General features: G+C 71.6%; 19 protein-coding genes and 1 pseudogene. 11 read left to right on the plus strand and 9 right to left on the minus strand.

Annotated elements, in window-relative coordinates; all coding sequences use genetic code 11:
- The first annotated feature begins 106 nt into the window (after positions 1 to 106).
- The gene (gene murC / locus QC283_RS28040; RefSeq protein WP_279564487.1) at positions 107 to 1,504 is read left to right on the plus strand and encodes a UDP-N-acetylmuramate--L-alanine ligase; all 1,398 of its coding nucleotides are present in this window, start codon (positions 107 to 109) and stop codon (positions 1,502 to 1,504) included.
- A 14-nt stretch (positions 1,505 to 1,518) separates the two neighbouring features.
- Positions 1,519 to 1,926 carry a peptide-methionine (R)-S-oxide reductase MsrB gene (gene msrB / locus QC283_RS28045; protein WP_279564488.1) on the plus strand — a complete coding sequence of 136 codons (408 nt, stop codon included), beginning with the start codon at positions 1,519 to 1,521 and terminating at the stop codon, positions 1,924 to 1,926.
- Positions 1,927 to 1,935: 9 nt separating this feature from the next.
- Here msrB and QC283_RS28050 read toward each other — a convergent pair whose 3' ends face one another.
- A complete protein-coding gene (locus QC283_RS28050) occupies positions 1,936 to 3,384 on the minus strand; it encodes a sensor histidine kinase (protein ID WP_279564489.1) in 1,449 nt (482 codons plus the stop codon).
- The gene (locus tag QC283_RS28055) at positions 3,381 to 4,142 is read right to left on the minus strand and encodes a response regulator transcription factor (protein ID WP_279564490.1); all 762 of its coding nucleotides are present in this window, start codon (positions 4,140 to 4,142) and stop codon (positions 3,381 to 3,383) included. The genes QC283_RS28050 and QC283_RS28055 overlap by 4 nt, the downstream gene beginning before the upstream one ends.
- Positions 4,143 to 4,207: 65 nt before the next feature.
- Between QC283_RS28055 and QC283_RS28060 the strand changes: the two are divergent.
- The 5 genes and pseudogenes from QC283_RS28060 to QC283_RS28080 all read left to right on the plus strand — a co-directional run.
- A pseudogene (locus tag QC283_RS28060) lies at positions 4,208 to 4,312 on the plus strand (FAD:protein FMN transferase); the annotation flags it as partial.
- 99 nt (positions 4,313 to 4,411) lie between these two features.
- A complete protein-coding gene (locus tag QC283_RS28065; protein WP_279564491.1) occupies positions 4,412 to 5,725 on the plus strand; it encodes an ABC transporter ATP-binding protein in 1,314 nt (437 codons plus the stop codon).
- Positions 5,722 to 6,447, plus strand: coding sequence for an ABC transporter permease (locus QC283_RS28070; protein WP_279564492.1), 726 nt, complete (start codon positions 5,722 to 5,724; stop codon positions 6,445 to 6,447). The genes QC283_RS28065 and QC283_RS28070 overlap by 4 nt, the downstream gene beginning before the upstream one ends.
- A complete protein-coding gene (locus QC283_RS28075) occupies positions 6,444 to 7,109 on the plus strand; it encodes an ABC transporter permease (RefSeq protein ID WP_279564493.1) in 666 nt (221 codons plus the stop codon). The genes QC283_RS28070 and QC283_RS28075 overlap by 4 nt, the downstream gene beginning before the upstream one ends.
- Before the next feature lie 89 nt (positions 7,110 to 7,198).
- Positions 7,199 to 8,158, plus strand: a complete 960-nt coding sequence (locus tag QC283_RS28080; protein ID WP_279564494.1) for an ABC transporter substrate-binding protein — start codon at positions 7,199 to 7,201, stop codon at positions 8,156 to 8,158.
- 15 nt (positions 8,159 to 8,173) lie between these two features.
- Here the strand turns inward: QC283_RS28080 and QC283_RS28085 are convergent, their stop codons facing one another.
- The 7 genes from QC283_RS28085 to QC283_RS28115 form a co-directional block, all read right to left on the minus strand.
- On the minus strand, positions 8,174 to 8,788 hold the full coding sequence (locus QC283_RS28085) for a GTP-binding protein (protein WP_279564495.1): 615 nt from the start codon (positions 8,786 to 8,788) through the stop codon (positions 8,174 to 8,176).
- Entirely contained in the window at positions 8,775 to 9,134 is a 360-nt protein-coding gene (locus QC283_RS28090; RefSeq protein WP_279564496.1) for a DUF742 domain-containing protein, read from the minus strand. Before QC283_RS28090 ends, QC283_RS28085 begins: the two co-directional genes overlap by 14 nt.
- Position 9,135: 1 nt before the next feature.
- Positions 9,136 to 9,555: a roadblock/LC7 domain-containing protein gene (locus QC283_RS28095; protein ID WP_279564497.1), complete on the minus strand. Its 420-nt coding sequence runs from the start codon at positions 9,553 to 9,555 to the stop codon at positions 9,136 to 9,138.
- Entirely contained in the window at positions 9,552 to 12,065 is a 2,514-nt protein-coding gene (locus QC283_RS28100) for a sensor histidine kinase (RefSeq protein WP_279564498.1), read from the minus strand. The genes QC283_RS28095 and QC283_RS28100 overlap by 4 nt, the downstream gene beginning before the upstream one ends.
- Before the next feature lie 98 nt (positions 12,066 to 12,163).
- A complete protein-coding gene (locus QC283_RS28105; RefSeq protein ID WP_279564499.1) occupies positions 12,164 to 13,177 on the minus strand; it encodes a substrate-binding domain-containing protein in 1,014 nt (337 codons plus the stop codon).
- 327 nt (positions 13,178 to 13,504) lie between these two features.
- Complete coding sequence (locus tag QC283_RS28110) at positions 13,505 to 13,963, minus strand: DUF6114 domain-containing protein (protein WP_279564500.1); 459 nt, start codon at positions 13,961 to 13,963, stop codon at positions 13,505 to 13,507.
- On the minus strand, positions 13,963 to 14,661 hold the full coding sequence (locus tag QC283_RS28115) for a DUF6230 family protein (RefSeq protein WP_279564501.1): 699 nt from the start codon (positions 14,659 to 14,661) through the stop codon (positions 13,963 to 13,965). Before QC283_RS28115 ends, QC283_RS28110 begins: the two co-directional genes overlap by 1 nt.
- Before the next feature lie 607 nt (positions 14,662 to 15,268).
- On the opposite strand from QC283_RS28115, the gene QC283_RS28120 reads away from it, so the two are divergent.
- The 4 genes from QC283_RS28120 to cyc2 all read left to right on the plus strand — a co-directional run bounded on the left by QC283_RS28120 (position 15,269) and on the right by cyc2 (position 20,431).
- Positions 15,269 to 15,940 (plus strand): Tat pathway signal sequence domain protein, encoded by a 672-nt coding sequence (locus tag QC283_RS28120; RefSeq protein WP_279564502.1) that lies wholly within the window; start codon positions 15,269 to 15,271, stop codon positions 15,938 to 15,940.
- Positions 15,941 to 16,134: 194 nt separating this feature from the next.
- The gene (locus QC283_RS28125; RefSeq protein WP_279564503.1) at positions 16,135 to 16,782 is read left to right on the plus strand and encodes a ScbR family autoregulator-binding transcription factor; all 648 of its coding nucleotides are present in this window, start codon (positions 16,135 to 16,137) and stop codon (positions 16,780 to 16,782) included.
- Positions 16,783 to 16,857: 75 nt separating this feature from the next.
- Positions 16,858 to 18,084, plus strand: a complete 1,227-nt coding sequence (locus QC283_RS28130) for a damage-control phosphatase ARMT1 family protein (RefSeq protein ID WP_279564504.1) — start codon at positions 16,858 to 16,860, stop codon at positions 18,082 to 18,084.
- 163 nt (positions 18,085 to 18,247) lie between these two features.
- Positions 18,248 to 20,431: a germacradienol/geosmin synthase Cyc2 gene (cyc2, locus tag QC283_RS28135; RefSeq protein ID WP_279564505.1), complete on the plus strand. Its 2,184-nt coding sequence runs from the start codon at positions 18,248 to 18,250 to the stop codon at positions 20,429 to 20,431.
- The last annotated feature ends 70 nt before the right edge of the window (positions 20,432 to 20,501 follow it).

A 20,501-nucleotide genomic window follows, 5' to 3' on the forward strand; every position in this document is an offset into this window, starting at 1 on the left:
CCGGCGGACTCCGCCGGCGGACACCGTCAGCCGGACACCACCGGCGGACATCGTCAGCAGGCTCCACCTGTCGTACCACCCGTCGCACCTCTGGGGAGAACAGCGCATGGCACCCGGCCTTCCTACCGCCATGGACCGACCGCACTTCATCGGCATCGGCGGCGCCGGAATGTCGGGCATCGCCAAGATCCTCGCCCAGCGCGGCGCCGAGGTGGCGGGCAGCGACGCCCGGGAGTCCGCGACCGCCGAGGCCCTGCGCGCACTCGGCGCGACCGTGCACATCGGGCACGCGGCGGAGCACCTCGCCGACGACGCCAGCTGCGTGGTCGTGTCGTCGGCGATCCGCGAGGACAACCCGGAGCTGGCCCGCGCCGCCGAACGCGGCATCCCGGTCGTGCACCGCTCCGACGCCCTCGCCGCGCTGATGAACGGCCTGCGCCCGATCGCGGTCGCCGGCACCCACGGCAAGACCACCACCACGTCCATGCTGGCCGTCTCCCTGTCCGAGCTGGGCCTGAATCCCTCGTACGCCATCGGCGGCGACCTGGACGCGCCCGGCTCCAACGCCCTGCACGGCGACGGCGAGATCTTCGTCGCCGAGGCGGACGAAAGCGACCGCAGCTTCCACAAGTACGCCCCCGAGGTCGCCATCGTCCTCAACGTCGAACTCGACCACCACGCCAACTACGCGTCGATGGACGAGATCTACGAGTCCTTCGAGACCTTCGCCGACAAGATCGTCCCCGGCGGCACCCTGGTGATCGCGGCCGACCAGGACGGCGCCCGGGAGCTGACGCGGCGGCTGGCCGGGTCGGTGCGGACGGTGACGTACGGGGAGTCCGAGGACGCCGACGTACGGATCCTGTCGGTCGTCCCGCAGGGCCTGAAGAGCGAGGTCACGGTGGTGATGGACGGCGCGGAGCTGACCTTCGCGGTCTCCGTCCCCGGCCGTCACTACGCCCACAACGCGGTCGCCGCCCTCGCCGCCGGCGTGGCCCTGGGTGTCCCGGCCGCCGAGCTGGCCCCCGCGCTGGCCGCCTACACGGGCGTCAAGCGGCGCCTCCAGCTCAAGGGCGAGGCGGCCGGCGTCCAGGTCGTCGACTCCTACGCGCACCACCCCACCGAGATGACGGCGGACCTGGAGGCCATGCGCGCCGCGGTCGGCGACGCCCGCATCCTGGTCCTCTTCCAGCCGCACCTCTTCTCCCGCACCCAGGAGCTGGGCAAGGAGATGGGCCAGGCGCTGGCGCTGGCGGACGCGTCGGTCGTCCTCGACATCTACCCGGCCCGCGAGGACCCCATCCCGGGCATCACCAGCGAGCTGATCATCGAGGCGGCCCGGGCCGCGGGCGCGGACGTCACGCCCGTGCACGACAAGGCCGGGGCGCCCGCGGTGATCGCGGGAATGGCGAAGGCCGGTGATCTCGTTCTCACCATGGGCGCGGGCGACGTCACCGACCTCGGACCGCGCATCCTGGACGAGCTGCAGAGCACGAACCTGTAAGGGGCTGAGGATTCATGTCGTACGACGTCGAGAAGCCGGACGAGCAGTGGCGCGCGGAACTGGCACCGGCCGAGTACGCCGTCCTGCGCCAGGCCGCCACGGAACCCGCCTTCACCGGTGAGTACACCGACACCAAGACCGAGGGCGTCTACTCCTGTCGCGGCTGCGGTGCGGACCTGTTCACCTCCACGACCAAGTTCGAGTCGCACTGCGGCTGGCCGTCCTTCTTCGACCCGAAGGACACCGACGCGGTCGAGCTGATCGAGGACCGGTCGCACGGAATGGTGCGCACGGAGGTGCGGTGCGCCCGGTGCGGGTCGCACCTCGGGCACGTGTTCAAGGGCGAGGGGTATCCGACCCCGACCGACCAGCGGTACTGCATCAACAGCGTCTCGCTGCGGCTGGCGCCCACGGAGGGCTGAACCCGCCGTTCAGAGCGCGGCGGCCGGTCGGGGGGCGACCGGGAGCGTCACGGTGAACACCGTCGCGCCCGGTTCGCCGCCCAGCTCGATCGTGCCGCCATGTGCCCGCACCAGCGAACCGGCGACGGCGAGGCCCAGCCCGCTGCCGCCGCGGTCGCGGCTGCGGGCCTTGTCGACGCGGTAGAAGCGGTCGAAGATCCGTTCCCGGTCGGCCACCGGGATGCCCGGCCCCGTGTCGGCGACCGCCACCCGGACCGCGTCGGCCGGGCAGGAGACGGTGACCGAGACCTTCGTGCCGGGCGGGGTGTGCACGGCCGCGTTGGTGAGCAGGTTGTCGAGCACCTGCCGGATCCGCCGCGGGTCCAGACGCAGCTGCACCACCGCGGGCCCGGTCGTCACCGTCAGCGGATGCTCCGGGTGACCGGCGCGGAAGGCGTCGGCGGCCTGCCGTACCAGCTCTGTCAGATCCGCGTCCTCCCAGCGCAGCGGCGCCTCCACCTCGGCCGCGTCCAGCCGGGCGAGCAGCAGCAGGTCGTCCAGGAGCACACCCATCCGGGCCGCCTCGGCGCGCAGCCGGGCCAGGTGCCGCTCCCGTTCCCCGGGCTCGTTGGCCGCCGCGTACTGGAACAGGTCGGCGTAGCCCCGTACGGACATCAGCGGGGTGCGCAGCTCGTGCGAGGCGTCCGCGACGAACCGGCGCAGCCGCTGCTCGGCCCGGGCACGCACCGCCAGCGAGTCGTCGATGTGCTCCAGCATCGTGTTGAACGCGGTCCGCAGCTCCGCCACCTCCCGCCCGCCGTCCCGCCCGTCCACGCGCAGCGGCAGCCGGGCGGCCGACTCGGTCAGGTCGTGCGAGGTGATGCCGTGCGCGGTGCTCGCCATGTCGCTCAGCGGTTTCAGCCCGCGCCGCAGCATCCGCCGCCCGAACACCACCAGCGCCAGCAGCGCGAGACCGAAGGCGACGACCTGCACCGTGATCAGCTGATCCACGGTGTCCTCGACGTCACCCATGGGCGCGGCGCTGACCAGCACCACCCCGGGCTCGACCTCGCAGGCCCGCAGCAGGTAGGGGCCGTGCCCGCCGATCCGCACGGTGCGGGTCAGGTCCTCGTCCGAGCGTGCCATCGTCCGCGCGAGGGCGGTCAGCGCGCGGCTGTCCGCCGGCACCTCGGCGGGCGTGCGCAGGTCCGCCGAGCCGCCGGAGACGTCGTACACGGCCGTGTACCAGCCGTAGTACGGCTTGCGCCGCACCGTGCCGTGCGTCGCCGCGTCCTTGGACTGCACGACCTGCACCAGCTTCATCTGGTCGGCCAGCTGCCGTTCCAGATAGTCCCGCATGTACGCGGTCAGCACGGTCCCGACCACGGCGAACACCACCAGCGACAGCACCCCCAGGCCCAGCGCCAGCCGGGTCCCGAGCCGCAGCGCCCGATAGGCACGCCACCACCGTCGTATCACCGGGCCGCCTGCCGGATCACGTACCCGAAGCCCCGCACCGTCTGGATCAGCGGCCCACCGGCGTCGTCCGTGTCCTTCGTGTCGTTCGTATCCTTCGTGTCGTCGAGCTTGCGGCGCAGTCGGCTGACGACCAGTTCCACGACGTTGGACCGGCCGCCGAAGCCGTACTCCCACACATGGTCGAGGATCTGAGCCTTGGTCAGCACGGCCGGCGACTTGCGCATCAGATAGCGCAGCACCTCGTACTCGGTCGGGGTCAGCGACAGCCGCCGCTCACCCCGGCGCACCTCACGGGCGTCCTCGTCCATCGTCAGATCCGCCACCCGCAGCACCGACCGCTGGAAACCCGGCCCGGCGGTGCGCCGCAGCACGGTCCGCAGCCGGGCCATCAGCTCCTCCACCGCGAACGGCTTGACCAGATAGTCGTCCCCGCCCCGGGTCAGTCCCGCCACCCGGTCGGCCACGCCGTCGCGCGCGGTGAGGAACACCACCGGCACCATGGTGCCCGAGCGGCGCAGCCGCTCCAGGACACCGAAGCCGTCGACGTCCGGCAGCATCAGGTCGAGCACCACGATGTCCGGCCGGAACCCGGCGGCCAGCCGCAGCGCCTGTTCGCCGGAGTTGGCGGTGACCGCCTCCCAGCCCTCGTAGCGGGCGACGGTGGCCACGAGATCGGCGATGGGCGGGTCGTCGTCCACCACGAGAAGCCGTACCTTTTCCACCCGCTCATAGTGCGCCACCGGCCGCCCGCACCCCATACCGCGGAGACCGCCGCACCGAGATCGACAGCTACTTGTCAGCCGCCCGACAGGAAAACGACAGGGAGCACGGCGACCACATCGACGGGCGCACCGGGCGTCCGGCGACCGGGCCGCTCAGCCTCACCGTCGTGGCGCAGACCCTCGCCGAGACGGACACGGTCGCCACGGTCCCGCGACACCGGACGTCTAGACTCTCCCGGCAACGACCGTAGCGACCTGGCCAGAACTTCCCGCCCACCCGAAGGGTATTCGGCGTTTTGATACGGATGGATTCAGTCACCAAGCGGTACCCGGACGGCACCGTGGCGGTCGACCGGCTGTCGTTGGAGATACCCGACCGCTCGATCACGGTCCTCGTCGGACCCTCGGGCTGCGGCAAGACGACGACCCTGCGGATGATCAACAGGATGGTCGAGCCCACCGAGGGCACCATCCTCCTCGACGGCGCGGACCTCCAGCGGCAGCCGCTCACCACGCTGCGCCGGTCGATGGGGTACGTCATCCAGAACGCCGGGCTCTTCCAGCACCGGACGATCATCGACAACATCGCCACCGTGCCCCGCATGATCGGCTGGGGCAAGCAGAAGTCCCGCGAACGGGCGGCCGAGCTGATGGAGCGGGTGGGGCTCGACGCCTCCCTCGGCAAGCGGTACCCGTACCAGCTCTCCGGCGGCCAGCAGCAGCGCGTCGGCGTGGCGCGGGCGCTCGCCGCCGACCCGCCCGTACTGCTCATGGACGAGCCGTTCTCCGCCGTCGACCCGGTGGTCCGCAAGGGACTCCAGGACGAACTCCTGCGCATCCAGGACGAGCTGGGCAAGACCATCGTCTTCGTCACGCACGACATCGACGAGGCCATCAAACTGGGCACCATGGTCGCGGTGATGCGCACCGGTGGCCGGCTCGCCCAGTTCGCGCCGCCCGCCGAGCTGCTGTCGGACCCCGCGGACGACTTCGTCGAGGACTTCCTCGGCGCCGACCGCGGTATCCGGCGGCTGTCCTTCTTCTCTTCCGCGGGCCTGGAGCTGACGACCGGTCCGGTCGTCGGCGCCGACGCCACGGCCGAGCGGCTCGCCGCGTCCGACACCCCCTACCTGCTGGTGACCGACGCGGACGGCAGGCCGCTGGGCTGGGCCGAGCCGCGGGACCTGACCGCCGGGGACATCGCTGGGGAGGGGCTGCTGTCGTACGGGCGGCCGTTCGTACCCGGCACCGACTCGCTGCGGGCCGCCCTCGACTGCGCCGTGCTCTCACCCACCGGCTGGGCCGTCGCCGTGGACGCCGACGGGCGGGTGGCGGGCGTCGTCTCCCAGCAGACCATCGGCGAGGCGATCCGCACGGCCCACGGCGCCGGGGAGCCCGCGACCCCGCGGGCGACCGCCCCGCAGGACGACGGCGGGCAGGACGACGGCGGGCAGGCCGGCGGCGCACAGGACGACGGGCAGGACCACGACGCACAGGACCACGACGCACAGGACGACGGGCAGGACCACGACGCACAGGACGACGGGCAGGACCACGACGCACAGGACGACGACGGGCAGTCCTCAGGGTCGGCCGGCGTCACGAAGGTCGGCCCGTGAACGGCTTCTTCGACATCCCCAGCGACCTCGACAACACCTACTTCGGGCTGATCGGGCTGCACCTGCGCGAGGCGCTGCTGCCGGTCCTGGCCGGGCTGCTGCTCGCGCTGCCCATCGCCCAGCTCTGTGTGCGCTTCCGCTGGCTGTACCCGCCCGTGCTCGGCGTGACCACCGTGTTCTACGCCGTGCCGTCGCTGGCGGTCTTCGTCGTCCTCATCGACTACACCGGCCAGACCGAGCTGACGGTGATGATCCCGCTGGCCGTGTACAGCCTGGTGGTGCTCGTCCCGGCGATCGTCGACGGCGTGCGGTCGGTGCCCCAGGAGACCCTGGCCGCCTCCACGGCCATGGGCTTCGGGCCCGTACGGCGGTACCTGCAGGTGCAGTTGCCGATCGCCGTGCCCGCGATCCTCGCCGGGCTCCGGGTGGCCGTGTCCTCCAGCATCTCCCTGGTCAGCGTCGGCGCCCTCATCGGCAACCAGGGCGCCCTCGGCAACCTGCTCGCGGACGCGCAGAAGTACGGCCGTCCCGAGCTGGCGGTGAACTCCGTCCTCACCACCGCCGTACTGGCGATCCTGTGCGACGCGGCACTCGTCCTGGTCCGGAACCTGCTGACGCCCTGGATGCCGCGGGGCAAGCGGCAACGCCCGAAGCAGACCGCCGTGCGACAGGCCGTCGTACGGCGGGAGCGGCCCGAACCGGAGAAGGCGGCTGCCCGGTGAACGTACTCAACTTCGTCAACGCCTTCTTCAGCGACGGCGCCCACTGGCACGGCTACGACGGCATCCCGCAGCGCCTCCTGGAGCACGTCCAGTACACGCTGATGGCCCTCGGCCTCGCCGCCGCGATCGGCCTGCCCGTCGGGCTGCTGACCGGACACACCGGGCGCGGCGGAAACGCCGTCGCCCTCGTCGCCACCGCCGCCCGCGCCCTGCCCAGCTTCGGGCTGCTGGTGCTGATCGCCGTCGTGGTCGGCATCGGCCTGCTGCCCGTGATGATCCCGCTGGTCGTGCTCGCGATCCCGCCGATCCTGGTGACCACCTACGAGGCGGTCCGCTCGGTCGACCCCTCCCCGGTGGACGCCGCGCGAGGCATGGGCATGCGCGAGTCGAGCATCCTCTTCCGGGTCGAACTGCCGGTCGCCCTGCCGCTGGTCCTCAGCGGACTGCGCTCGGCCGCCATCCAGGTCGTGTCGACGGCGACCATCGCCGCGTACGTCAGTCTCGGCGGGATCGGCCGGTACATCATCGACGGGCTCTACCAGCGGAACTACGAGAAGGTGGTCGGCGGCGCCACTCTGGTGGCGCTCCTGGCGCTCGTCACGCTCGCGGTGTTCTGGGCGGCGGAACGACTGGCGGTGTCGCCGGGGGTGCGCAGGCGCTGAGACCGGAGACGGCTTCGAACACAGTTGTGAAAGAAACCGTAACCAGGCCGTTCTTGACTGACCGACAAGTGGCTCGTTTGGATCGGTGGATGACTTCTACCGCGAAGAGCAGCAGGTCCAGGACGAGGCACACCGGTGCGGCGGCCGTCGCGCTCACCGCCGCTGCGGCGCTGCTCGCGGGCTGTTCCTCCTCCGATGAAACCTCCGACAACCCCCTCGCCGGAGAGAAGGCGGAGGCCGGCACGGTCGTCGTCGGCTCGAACAACTTCGCCGAGAGCACCCTGCTCGCCGACATCTACGGCGAGGCGCTCAAGGCCAAGGGCCTCAAGGTCACCTACAAGCACAACATCGGCAGCCGCGAGACGACCTACGGCCTGATGAAGAACGGCTCGGTCACGGTGCTGCCGGAGTACAACGGCGCGCTGCTGGCCTACCTCGACCCCGATGCCGAGCAGAAGTCCACCGAGGCGGTCAACACGGCGGCCAAGGCGAAGCTCGACAAGAAACTGACGCTGCTGGAGTCGTCGCCGGCCGAGAACAAGGACTCGGTCAGCGTCAACGCCGAGACGGCGAAGAAGCACGGCCTCACCGCCGAGTCGACCCTCGCCGACCTCAAGGACATCGCACCGGACCTGGTGATCGGCGGTTCGCCCGAGTTCCAGACCCGGCAGCAGGGGCTGAAGGGCCTGGAGTCCGTGTACGGCCTGAAGTTCGAGTCCTTCAAGGCGCTCGACGCGGGCGGCCCGCTGACCCAGTCGGCGCTGACCAAGAACACCGTGCAGGCGGCGGACATCTTCACCACCGACCCGACCATCATCAAGGAGAAGTTCGTCGTCCTGAAGGACCCGGAGAACCTCTTCGGGTACGCGAACGTCACCCCGCTGGTCCACAAGGAGGGGCTGTCCCAGGAGGGCGTCGACACGCTCAACGCGGTCTCCGCCAAGCTGGACACGAAGACGCTCCTCGACCTGGACGCGCAGGTCCAGCTGGACAAGAAGGACCCGCTGGACGTGGCCAAGGAGTGGCTCGGGTCGGCGGGTCTGGTCTGACCCGCCGTACGCCCCTCACGACGCCGCGGCCCCGGTCGCGGCGTCGATCAGCTGGTCGATCAGGGCGATGAGGACGTCGCGGCTGGAAGCCCGTTCCCGCGCGTCGCACAGCAGCACCTGAACGTGCGGCGGCAGCGCCAGCGCCTCCCGGATCTCGTCGGCCGGATACGGATGCCGCCCGTGGAAGCCGTTGACGCCGACGACGAACGGGATACCCCGCCGCTCGAAGAAGTCGATGGCGGCGAAGCTCGACTCGGGCCTGCGGACGTCGACCAGCACGACGGCTCCGAGGGCCCCGATCGACAGGTCGTTCCACATGAACCAGAACCGCTGCTGACCGGGCGTGCCGAAGAGGTACAGCACCAGTTCCCGGCCGATGGTGATACGCCCGAAGTCCAGGGCCACGGTCGTGGCCCGCTTCTCCTCGATGCCGGCGAGGTCGTCGACGTCCAGCCCCGCCGCGGTCAGCGGTTCCTCGGTGCGCAGCGGGGCGATCTCGCTGACCGACCCGACCATGGTGGTCTTGCCGACGCCGAAACCGCCGGCGATCAGGATCTTCACGGCGTCGGGGGCGGCGGCCGGGGGTGCGGGTGCCGTGGGCGCCTCAGCGGCGCGGTCAGAGCCGGCCAAGGCCGTCCCTCACTTTCTGCAGCAGGTCCAGGTCCGGGGTGGCACGGGAGACGGGACGCGGCGGCCGGGCGGTGATCCGGCCGGCCTCCAGCAGGTCCGAGAGCAGGATGACGGTCACGCTCACCGACAGGTCGAGGCGGGCCGCGACCTCCGCCACGGCGAGCGGTTCGGCGCACAGCCGCAGGATCCGCAGGTGCTCGGGCTGCGGTCGCGCTGCCCGGGTGGGCTGCGGGTCGACCGCGGCCACCGTCGTGATGAGGGTGAAGTCGGCGCGGCTGGGCCGGGTCCGGCCGCCGGTCAGGGTGAACGGCCGTACGAGCCGGCCCCCCGCGTCGCCATCGGTCACGTCACTCGCCGGGGCCGGCGGTGGCCCGCGGTGCCGCGCTCAGGTGCTCGCCGATCTTCTTCACGAGCATGTTCATCTGGTACGCGACCACACCGACGTCGGCGTTCGGGCCGGTGAGTACGACGAGGTGGGCGCCGGGGCCCGCCGAGCTGAGGATCAGGTAGCTGTTGGCCATCTCGATGAGAGCCTGCCGTACCGGGCCGCCGCGGAAGTCCATGCTGACGCCCTTGCTCAGGCTCATCAGGCCCGACGCGGTCGCCGCCAGCCGCTCGGCGTCGTCGCGCGGGAAGCCGGTGGACTTGCTGACGACCAGTCCGTCCTCGGAGAGCACCACGGCCTGGCTCACGTCGGCGACCCGCTCCACGAGTCCGGTGAGCAGCTGGTCCAGCTCGGTGTGCGTGGCGGGGGAGGGTCGGGTCATCGCGTGTCCTTCGTGGGCGGTCGGTGGTCGGGGGTCGGTGTCGAGGGGGCGGCGGAGGAGAGTGCCTGGTCGTCGGCGTCCGTACCCGTCGTACTCGTGCTGTCGGCGTCGGCGTCGGCGTCGGCTTCGGCGGCCTGGGCCCGCAGCGTGCCGCGTTGGAAACCGGCGAGGGACGAGGCGGCGCGCTCGGCCGTGAAGTCGGGGTAGTCGTCGGGCACAGCGTCCGGGCCGTCCTGGCCGGCGCCGGCGTCCTCGTCGCGCAGTTCGGCGGCCAGGCTGGTCTGCGGCACCCGGCGGGGCAGCGGGGCCGGCCCGTTCCGCTCGGTGGCGGACGTGGACGCGGTCGCGGAGGGGGCGGGAGCGCCGGGCCGGCTCGCGGGTACGGACCGCACCGGCCGAACGGGGCGCTTCGCGGGAACGGGGTCTCCCTCGGAGGCTGAGGACACGGAGGACACGGAAGACGCGGAGGACAAGGAAGGCACCGGCGACGCGGGGTTGCTGGGCGCCCCGAGGGCCGCCGTACCATCCGCGTCGTGGGCCGCGTCAGGGTCCGCGCCGTGGGCCGCGTCGACCGGCTCGCGCACCACGATGTCGTGCGGGATCAGCACGATCGCCGTGGCTCCGCCGTACGGGGAGGGGCGCAGCGTGACGGTGATGCCGTGCCGGTGCGCGAGCCGGGCGACGACGAACATGCCGAGCCGCAGGTCGTCGGCGAGCGCGACCACGTCGAACTGCGGGGGCACCGCCAGATGGGCGTTGAACGAGGCGTAGTCCTCCTCCGACAGGCCGAGCCCGCGGTCCTCGATCTCGACGGCCAGGCCCTTGGCCACCATCGCCGCCCGCACCCCGACCGGGTTGGGCGCGGGGGAGTAGGCGGTCGCGTTGTCGATGAGCTCGGCGAGCAGGTGGATCACGTCGGCCACGGCGGGCGGCGCGAGCGCCACCTCCTCGTCGGTGTGCACTTCCACGCGCTGGTACTCGGCGACCTCGCCGACGGCGCTGCGCAAAATGTCGACCAGTGCGACGGGTTCGCGCCAGGTGCGCCGGGGCTGCTCGCCGCTGATGATGACGAGGTTCTCCTCGTACCGGCGCAACTGGCTGGCGGTGGAGTCCAGTTCGTACAGGCCCTTGAGGATCTCCGGGTCGGTGTGCTCGCGCTCCAGCGCGTCCAGCTTGCCGAGCTGCATGTTGACGAGGTTCTGGCTCTGCCGGGCGATGCCGAGGATCACCTTCTGGAAGCCGCGCCGGGTGTCGGCGAGTTCGACGGCGGTGTGCACGGCGGTGCGTTGCGCCGCGTTGAACGCCTGGGCGACCTGGCCGAGTTCGTCCCGTCCGTAGTCCAGCGGCGGTGTCGCCGACTCCACGTCCACCTTCTCGCCCCGTTCCAGCCGGGCCACCACGTCGGGCAGCCGTTCCTCGGCCAGGCTCAGGGTGGCGAGCCGCAGCCCGCGCAGCCGCCGGGACAGCGAGCGGGTGATGCGCCAGGACATCACGACGCAGAGCACCAGGGCGACCAGGCCACCCGCGCTGAGGGAGGCGGCCGTGATCAGCAGCCCGCTCGCCTCGTCGGCACTGCGGTCCAGCAGTCCGTCGGTCTGCTGCCGGATCAGTGCCTCGTACTGGTCGGAGACCGTGTCCAGCGCGGCGGTCCAACGCTGCCGCGAGTCCGGCAGGACGATCATGCCGTCCCGGTCCCCGTCCCCGTCCGCCGCGCGGGCCGCGAGCACCTGGTCCTCGACGGCCTCCAGGGTCTGCCACTCGGTACTGGCGAGGACCCGCTCGGTGTGCGCCTTCGCGCTGCCGGTCAGGGAGGGGACGATCTGGTCCTGGACGAGCCAGCGCCGGGTGTGGGCCAGCTGGGCGAACTGCGCCCACTGCTTCTCGTCCATCCGGCCGGCGGGCCAGGCCAGGGTGAGCCGGGCGTTCTCCTGGGAGATCAGCTCCGCCGCGTGTTCGAGGGCGACCAACGGCCCGGCCTGAGAGGTGAGGTCGCCGTCGTCGACCTGGGAGAGTTCCTGGAAGGCGTGGATCTGCTCGTCGATGATCGACGTGTACTGGTCGAGCGCCTGCTCGGGAGTGATGTCGCTGGGGTCGTCCACCTGGTTGCGGTAGTACTCCAGGCTGCCCACCGAGCCGAGCACCGAGTACAGCCGGTCCGAGACCCGGGCGGGCGCGCGCTCGATCGCGTCGGACTCACCGACGAGCTGGGCGACCGCCTGGTCCGTCCTCTTCCGCTGGGCGTCCAGTTCCGCCCGGTCGCCGCCGGGCCCGGCCAGCCAGGCGGCCGACAGACTGCGCTCCTTCTGCAGCGCGAGCGCCGCCTCGGTGCCCATGGCCCCGGTGTCGCGGCTCAGCTCCGTCTGCGAGCGCAGCCGCAGGCCCTCCGAGAACATCTGGATCGTCGTCACCCCCCACACGGCGGCGAGGGTGACGCCGGGGACCAGGGCCAGGAGGATCAGGGAGAGACGTATGGAGCCGAGGCGGCGCCGGGCACCTGTCCGTGCAGACATCGTCGTCCTAGGCGATCAGTGGGGGAGGGGGGCGGTTGTGCGCGGGCGCGGCCACAGGCGCCGGCAGGGGCACGGGCGCCCGCGGTCGCGGTGCCTGGTCAACGGGTGCCGCCCGCTGCGTACTCGGCGACCGCGTCGGCGTTCGTCCGGGTCACGAACGCGGGACCGGTCAGTACGGGTGCCACTCCGCCACCGCTGACGTTGCCGTTGGTGCGGTACAGCCAGAGCGCGTCCACCGCGAGATAGCCCTGCAGGTACGGCTGCTGGTCCACCGCGAACTGCACGTCCCCGCGCTTGACCGCGGCGACGAGGTCCTCGTCGAGGTCGAAGGTGGCGACGTGGGCATCGCTGCCCGCCTCGTCGACCGATTCGACCGCGGTGAGGGCGAACGCCGCGCCGTTCATGATGACTTCGTCGATGCTGGAGTCCTGCCGCAGCCGTGCGGTGACGGCCGCGTTCACCGCCTTCATGTCGGTGCCCTCGACGTAGAGCATCTCGGTCTCGCCCTTGAAGGTCTTCTTCACCCCGGCGCAGCGGGCCTCCAGCGCGACGTTGCCCCGCTCGTGGATGACGCACAGGGCGTGCCGGGCCTTCAGGGAGGTCAGCTTGTCGCCGACGGCCCGGCCCGCGACACTCTCGTCCTGTCCGAAGTATCCCAGGAGCCCGACGGACCGCCAGGCGTCGATGCCGGAGTTGAGCCCGACCACGGGGATGCCGGCCGCTTTGGCCTCGGCGATCGGCCCCTTCATCGCCTGCGGTTTGGCCAGAGTCACGGCGATGCCGTCGGCCTTGTCGCGGATCGCGTCCCGGACCAGGCCGGCCTGGTCGGCGGCGTCGGCGTCACCGGCGTACGTCAGGTCGACGCGGTCCTTGGCGGCCGCCGCCTCGGCGCCCTTGCGCACCCGGTCCCAGAAGGCGTCGCCCTCACCGCCGTGGGTGACCATGACGATCTTCATCCGGCCGGCGCCGGACCCGCCGGCGGCGTCCGCGGCCGAGCCGTCCTCCTCCCCGCCGAGGGCGGAACAGCCGGCCGCCAGCAGACAGACGGCCGCGGCGAGAACCGCGGCGCGCAGGGGTCCGGGGGAGTAGGTGGGCGGGGCAGATGTGCTCATGGGGGTTGGGCACCTCGCTGTGCGGCCGAGCAGGAGGAACGGGACGAGGTGGACCGGAGCCGCTGGTCGGTGCGCCAACCGGATGTACTTCGCCTGGCCGGAGCAAACAGTGTGTGACGGCTGGTAGTCAAGTGACCAGTGATCAGTTGTGAGTTGTCGGTGCCGCATCGTGATGAACGGGACGAGCGAAGGCGCGCGTGGAAACCCGGCGTCCGGCTCCGGGTGCGTGCCGGGGCGCGGACGCCGGGTGGCCCGGTGCCGAAGGCGTCGACGGCCGGATGGCAGGGGTGTCGACGGCCGGGTGCCGGGTTGGGCGGCCCGGTGGCTTCAGGCGGGTTCGCCGGCCCGTTGTTCCAGTGGCCGTTGAGCCGTCCGCGCGGCCCGGGCCGCCTTCCTGCGGCGTCGGCGGTCGCGGCGCGACTCCTGGTCGGGCAGCCAGCCGAAGACCAGGCAGCTGCCGACGCAGCCGAGGAGCAGACCGACGAGGAACCCGCCCAGGTTGGAGGTGACCCACGTGCCCAGGGAGGCCAGGACGCCGATGAGCGAGTAGAAGAGGCGCTGGGCGGGGTTGACCAGGGTCAGCGACCCGCACAGCAGCATCACGACCGGCAGGAGGTAGCCGGCCACGCCCTGCATGCCGACGTGCAGCACGACTTCGAACGACGCCTTCATGGTGAACAGGACCTCGGCCCCGGCCAGAGTGAGCAGCAACCCGCCCCAGAACGGCCGGCCGGAGCGCCAGCGGCGGAAGCCGGCCCCGAAACCCGTCCGCCCGTCGCGGGGCATCAGCAGCCCGACCCGCTGAAGCGCAGCTTCAGGCCGGGCAGTTTGAACACCGCGGCCGTGGTGGCGTAGTTGGTCTGCCGCAGGTTCTTGATCTGCACGGTGTCGGCCTGCTGGCTGAAGACGCCGATCGGCCCGCGGCCCTTCGGGCCGGCCTTGTCCAGCGTGCTGGCGTCGTTGCCGATCTCGATGTTGTTGAAGGAGGCGTCGCCCGACAGGAACGTCGAGTCGGTGGTCAGATCACTCGCGGACACCTTGGTGTCCCCTTCGCCCGCGGTGATGAGCAGGTTGGTGCCGCCCAGGTCGACGCTCTGGCACAGCTTGGTGAGCTTGGCCTCCTTGATCACGGAGGTGACGACCAGCACCTGACCGCCGGTGTCACCCGCGTTCGGGCTGCCCTCGGCCATGTTGTCGAGGCCGCCGAACTGGGCGAACCCCTTGCCGTCGAGCTCCGTGGCGGTGACGGTGAACGGCATGCCGGAGATCGCGAACTGCACGCCCAAGGCACCCTGGGCGGTGAGGATCGCCAGGCCCGCGGTGACCGCGGCGGCCGGCACCGCCAGCACGGCGGCCCGGCGCAGCCTGACCCGGCCGCGTCTGGTGGGTGCGTCGGCGGCTTGGGGCGTGGAGACGCCTTCCGGGCCGCTCTCGGGTTCGGGGGTGTTGCCGGCGGACGGGGTGACGTCCGAGGACGAGGCCATGTCTGCTCCCAGAGGCAAAGTGAACGCGGATCGGGCTTCAGCTACACGTTCTTGAGCGGCACGTTCTTGAGCGGCACGTCGTCCTGGCGCGGACAGCGGCTGGTGCTGACAGCGGCTGGTGCGGACGTCTCCCGGCATCTCCCGGCGGGTGCGGGGCTTTCACGTTACGCACCAGTAGCCAATCGGGAAGTTACCGGTGGTTACAGCGCAGGGTCAAGCAAGTTGTGAGTAAAGAGTGGGGATCGTGTGCCACCTGTCGCGTTTCCGGCCCGGCACTCCCGGTGATCCGCGATGATCCGCGTCGAGTTCGAGGCAACTCCTGTGCGAACGCTTGACGTTGACTGCCCGTCAGGTCTACAACTTCCCCTGTTTCCTGATTTCCCGGATCCGTGGCGCCGGATCCGTTCCCGCGGCGCCGTCCGCGTTCCCGGCCCCGGGACTGTCCTGTGGACAGGACCCGGCCCCGCCCCCAACGGGGCACGCCCCACCTCTGGGCACGGCCCACCTCCTGGGCGCGCCCAGGAATCTCATCGCATCGGCCCGGTCGCACCCCGCGACCGGCCCACCCCTGCTTCACCGAACCCCACTTCCAAGAAGAGGTAGCCGCATGCGTACTCGCACTCGTACTCTCCTCGCCCTCACCGCGTCCGTCGCCGCGCTGACCCTCTCCGCGGCGGTCCCCGCCGTCGCGGGCACCCCGGCGGCCGACACCCCCGTCCTCACCACCGGCGCCGTCGGCGGTGCGCCGGTGGCGGTCGGGGACACCCTCACCGCGTCCCTGGCGAGCGGCAGCAGTGCCACGTTCCACTCCAGCGCGACCGGCACCAGCGGCGTCTCGTGCACGGCCTCGCAGTTCACCGTCGCCGTCACCGACAACCCGACCGCGCCCGGTACGGCCACCGAGTCACTCACCGCACACACCTTCGACAGCGACAGCTGTACGAGCAACGTCGTCGGTGTCATGGACGTCACCGGGATCAGGGTCGACAACCTGCCCTACACGACCACCGTGTCCTCGGACGGCACCGTCACCGTCACCCCGCCGAGCGGCTCCGCCGTCCGGACCACGGTCACGCTGCGCACCCTCCTCGGCAGCGTCAACTGCGTCTACGAGGCCCCCGGCCTGTCCGGCACGGCGAGCAACGACACCAACTCGATCGCCTTCGCCGACCAGCACTTCACCAAGGTCTCCGGCTCGGGACTCTGCTTCGCCAACGGGTACTTCACCGCCACCTACGCCCCCGTGACCGACGGGGCCGGAACGGTGTACGTCAACTGAACGAAGCCGAACGAAGCTGAACGGAACCGGCCGGAACCAACCGGCCGACCGGGTCCGGCCCGCGCCTCGTACGGGCGGGCCGGACCGCGGTCCACGGGGCCGCAAGCGCGCTGATCTGACGGTGAGTTATCGTGTACAGGGGGTTAAGACAGGCGGCACGGCCTGTTGAGTTCCAGCCCAGGAGAGATCAGCCGATGGCGAGGCAGATACGCGCCGAGCAGACCCGCGCGACGATCCTCGGGGCTGCCGCCGACCTGTTCGACCGTCACGGCTACGAGTCGACCAGCCTCAGCGAGATCGTGGCCCACGCCGGAGTCACCAAGGGCGCCCTGTACTTCCACTTCGCGGCGAAGGAGGACCTCGCCAACGCCATCATGGAGATCCAGTCCAGGACCTCGCGCCGGCTGGCGACGGATCTCGACGGCCGGGGCTACACCTCCCTGGAGGCGCTGATGCGGCTCACGTTCGGCATGGCCCGGCTGTGCGAGGAGGGGCCGGTACTGCGGGCCGGTCTGCGGCTCGCCACCGGGGGAGTGCCGGTACGGCCGCCGCTGCCGCATCCCTTCACCGAGTGGCGGGAGATAGCCTCCTCCCGTCTCCTGGACGCCGTCAGGCAGTCCGACGTGCACCCGGACATCGACATCGACTCCGTCGCCCACACCCTCGTCTGCTCCATCGTCGGCACCCGCGTCGTGAGCGGCACCCTCGAACCGGCCGCGCGGCAGCCCCGCCGCCTGGCCGGCATGTGGTACATCCTGATCCGCGGCATGGTGCCGGTGACCCGGCGCGCCCGCTACCTCACCCTCGCGGCCCGCCTGGAACGGGACGCGAGCGCGGCCTGATCCGAGGCGGGCGGCCCACCCCGGCACACGGCCGGCTCCCCTTCCCGCCCCGCACCGCGCGATACGGTGAGGCGCATGCCCGACACCTCGTCCGAGCCCGCCCCCGTCATCCTCGGCAACGAGCCCGGAGCCTTCCCCCACGGCGTGCTGGCCGAGCGGCATCCCGCCATCATCCGGCAGGTGCGGGAGGCGTTCCCCTACGACCCCGAACGGCAACGCGCCCTCGACGCCCTCCTCGCGAGCTGTGCCGACGGCGTGATCGAGCCACTGCCCGCCGACGCCGACGCCCGCGACCGGCGCCGCTGGGCGGACTGGGGGCTGGACGCGTACGCCGGCCGGTCCTGGTTCGACGTGCCCTGGCTGTGGGCGGAGAGCCACTTCTACCGTCGGCTCCTCGACGCCGTCGGCTACTTCGGCCCCGGTGCCTGGGAGGGCCTCGACCCCTTCCGGCCCGCCAAACTCGCCGAGCTCGACGCGCCGGAGACGGACGAGGAACTCGCCGCGCTCGACGACCTCGCCGACCTGCCCGCCGACGAGCGGACCCGGGCCCTGCTGCACGGCTCGCTCTGGGGCAACCGCGCGGACCTCGGCTTCCGCCTCTCCGACAGCGACGGCGGCACCGGCACCAAGGACCGGGTGCGGGCCCTGGTCGCCGACGACAGCGACGCGCTCTGGTCACTGCTCCCGCCCGCCGGGACGAGCGCCTCCGCCCCGAACGCCACGGGCCCGATCACCTTGTGCCTCGTCGCCGACAACGCCGGCCGCGAGCTCGTCCCCGACCTGCTCCTCGTCTCGCACCTCCTCGGCCAGGGCCGCGTCGACCGGGCGGTCCTGCACGTCAAGCCGTATCCGTACTACGTCTCCGACGCCACGCCCGCCGACGTACTCGACGCGCTGCGCCGGCTCGTCGCGGCGGGCGGCGCGGCCGCCGCGTACGGCGACCGGCTGTGGACCGCGCTGACCGACGGCCGCGTCACCGTCCGCGCCCACCCCTTCTCCTGCGCCCCCCTGCCGTACGCGGACATGCCCGGCGACCTGCGTGCGGACTTCGCAGCGGCCACGGTCACCGTCCTCAAGGGCGACCTGAACTACCGCCGCCTGGTGGGCGACCGCTGGTGGCCGCCCACCACGTCCTTCACCGACGCCACCGCCTACTTTCCCGGTCCCGTCGCCGCGCTGCGCACCCTGAAGTCCGACGTGATCACCGGTCTGACCGCGGACACGGAGGCCGCGCTGGTGGCGAGCGGGGAACAGCGCTGGCGGACGAGCGGGACGCACGCCCTGATCCAGGTCAGACGCTGAACGCCCACGCCACGAGGCGGCGAACCCCGCCCGCCCCCGCCCCCGGCCGGCGCCCCGGAAGGCAGACCGGCGGAAGTTCCCACGTTCCGCCCTGATTCACGCGATGGTGTGATCATGTCCCGGTCCGTGGATGTGCTCGAAGGGCCGTGGGTAGTGCCCGGCCATGACGCGACAGCCCTTCGAACTCCCGCACTTCTACCTGCCGCATCCCGCGCGGCTCAACCCGCATCTCGACGAGGCCCGCGCCCACTCGACGACATGGGCGCGCGAGATGGGCATGCTGGAGGGCTCCGGGGTCTGGGAAGAGTCCGACCTCGACGCACACGACTACGGCCTGCTCTGCGCCTATACCCACCCCGACTGCGACGGGCCGGCCCTCTCCCTCGTCACCGACTGGTACGTGTGGGTCTTCTTCTTCGACGACCACTTCCTGGAGAAGTTCAAACGCAGCCAGGACCGCGTCGCCGGCAAGGCGCACCTCGACCGGCTCCCCCTGTTCATGCCGCTCGACCCCGCCACCGAGACACCCGCACCCGAGAACCCGGTCGAGGCCGGCCTCGCCGACCTCTGGCGTCGTACGGTGCCCGCGATGTCGGCCGACTGGCGCGCCCGCTTCGCCGTCGCCACCGAGCACCTGCTCAACGAGTCCCTGTGGGAGCTGTCCAACATCAACGAGGGGCGCGTCGCCAACCCCGTCGAGTACATCGAGATGCGGCGCAAGGTCGGCGGCGCACCGTGGTCGGCCGGGCTCGTGGAGTACGCGACCGCCGAGGTGCCCGCCGCCGTCTCCGGGTCCAGGCCGCTGAGGGTGCTGATGGAGACGTTCTCCGACGCCGTGCACCTGCGCAACGACCTCTTCTCCTACCAGCGGGAGGTCGAGGACGAGGGCGAGCTGAGCAACGGCGTGCTGGTCCTGGAGACCTTCTTCGACTGCACCACGCAGGAAGCCGCCGAACTGGTCAACGACGTCCTCACCTCCCGGCTGCACCAGTTCGAGCACACCGCGTTCACCGAGGTGCCCGCGGTGGCCCTGGAGAGCGGCCTGACCCCGGCCGAGACCGCCGCCGTCGGGGCGTACGCGAAGGGCCTGCAGGACTGGCAGTCCGGCGGCCACGAATGGCACATGCGCTCCAGCCGCTACATGAACAAGGGCGCCCGGCCCACGGCCCCCTGGCAGGCGTTGACCGGGCCCGGCACCTCCGCCGCCGACGTCGGCGGGCTGCTCGCCGCGGCCGTCGCCGAGCGGGCACGGCCCTACACGTACACGCCCTTCCAGAAGGTCGGCCCCTCGGTCATCCCCGACATCCGCATGCCGTTCCCGCTGGAACTGAGCCCCGCCCTGGACGGCGCCCGGCGGCACCTGTTCGAGTGGTCGCACCACATCGGGTTCCTCAGCGAAGGGGTGTGGGACGAGGACAAGCTCGCGAGCTGCGACCTTCCCCTGTGCGCCGCCGGCCTCGACCCGGACGCCACCCAGGACCAGCTGAACCTCGCCTCCGGCTGGCTGGCCTTCGGCACCTACGGCGACGACTACTACCCGCTCGTCTACGGCCACCGCCGCGACCTGGCCGCCGCCCGGCTGACCACGGCCCGGCTGTCGGCCTGCATGCCGCTGGACGCCGAGCCGGTCCCGCCGCCCGCCAACGCCATGGAACGCTCCCTGATCGACCTGTGGGCACGCACCACCGCCGGCATGACGCCCGAGCAGCGGCTCCCCTTGAAGACGGCCGTCGACAAGATGACCGAGGCCTGGGTGTGGGAACTGGCCAACCAGATCCAGAACCGCGTCCCCGACCCGGTGGACTACCTGGAGATGCGGCGTGCCACCTTCGGCTCCGACCTCACCCTGGGCCTGTGCCGCGCCGGCCACGGCCCCGCCGTGCCGCCCGAGGTCTACCGCAGCGGTCCCGTCCGGTCCCTGGAGAACGCGGCGATCGACTACGCGTGCCTCCTCAACGACGTCTTCTCGTACCAGAAGGAGATCGAGTACGAGGGCGAGATCCACAACGCGGTCCTCGTCGTGCAGAACTTCTTCGGCGTCGACTATCCGACCGCGCTGCCCGTCGTCCAGGACCTGATGAACCAGCGCATGCGCCAGTTCGAGCACGTCGTCGCGCATGAACTCCCCGTCGTCTACGACGATTTCCAGCTCTCGGACGAGGCGCGCGCCATCATGCGGGGCTACGTGACCGATCTCCAGAACTGGATGGCCGGCATCCTCAACTGGCACCGGGAGGTCCCGCGGTACAAGGCCGGATACCTCGCCGGGCGCACCCACGGCTTCCTCCCGGACCGGATCCCGGCCGTGCCCGTCCCGAGGCGCACCGCTCTGTCCGCCCTCGGCTGACCCCCGGTCAGTCTCACTCTTTCGTGGCTCGTCACGCGCCGGTGCGCCGGGTAGATCACCGGCCGGAGGC

This window comes from Streptomyces sp. DH41, assembly GCF_029813785.1.
Taxonomy (GTDB): domain Bacteria; phylum Actinomycetota; class Actinomycetes; order Streptomycetales; family Streptomycetaceae; genus Streptomyces.

Bases quoted from the DNA above. Each gene is read 5' to 3' on its own strand.
- QC283_RS28095 (WP_279564497.1), bottom strand. From the start codon at position 9,555: ATGACCCGACCCTCCCCCGCCACGCACACCGAGCTGGACCAGCTGCTC.
- QC283_RS28100 (WP_279564498.1), bottom strand. From the start codon at position 12,065: ATGTCTGCACGGACAGGTGCCCGGCGCCGCCTCGGCTCCATACGTCTC.
- QC283_RS28130 (WP_279564504.1), top strand. From the start codon at position 16,858: ATGCCCGACACCTCGTCCGAGCCCGCCCCCGTCATCCTCGGCAACGAG.
- QC283_RS28110 (WP_279564500.1), bottom strand. From the start codon at position 13,963: ATGCCCCGCGACGGGCGGACGGGTTTCGGGGCCGGCTTCCGCCGCTGG.
- QC283_RS28125 (WP_279564503.1), top strand. From the start codon at position 16,135: ATGGCGAGGCAGATACGCGCCGAGCAGACCCGCGCGACGATCCTCGGG.
- msrB (WP_279564488.1), top strand. From the start codon at position 1,519: ATGTCGTACGACGTCGAGAAGCCGGACGAGCAGTGGCGCGCGGAACTG.
- QC283_RS28065 (WP_279564491.1), top strand. From the start codon at position 4,412: ATGGATTCAGTCACCAAGCGGTACCCGGACGGCACCGTGGCGGTCGAC.
- QC283_RS28080 (WP_279564494.1), top strand. From the start codon at position 7,199: ATGACTTCTACCGCGAAGAGCAGCAGGTCCAGGACGAGGCACACCGGT.
- cyc2 (WP_279564505.1), top strand. From the start codon at position 18,248: ATGACGCGACAGCCCTTCGAACTCCCGCACTTCTACCTGCCGCATCCC.
- murC (WP_279564487.1), top strand. From the start codon at position 107: ATGGCACCCGGCCTTCCTACCGCCATGGACCGACCGCACTTCATCGGC.
- QC283_RS28120 (WP_279564502.1), top strand. From the start codon at position 15,269: ATGCGTACTCGCACTCGTACTCTCCTCGCCCTCACCGCGTCCGTCGCC.
- QC283_RS28115 (WP_279564501.1), bottom strand. From the start codon at position 14,661: ATGGCCTCGTCCTCGGACGTCACCCCGTCCGCCGGCAACACCCCCGAA.
- QC283_RS28105 (WP_279564499.1), bottom strand. From the start codon at position 13,177: ATGAGCACATCTGCCCCGCCCACCTACTCCCCCGGACCCCTGCGCGCC.
- QC283_RS28055 (WP_279564490.1), bottom strand. From the start codon at position 4,142: ATGGGGTGCGGGCGGCCGGTGGCGCACTATGAGCGGGTGGAAAAGGTA.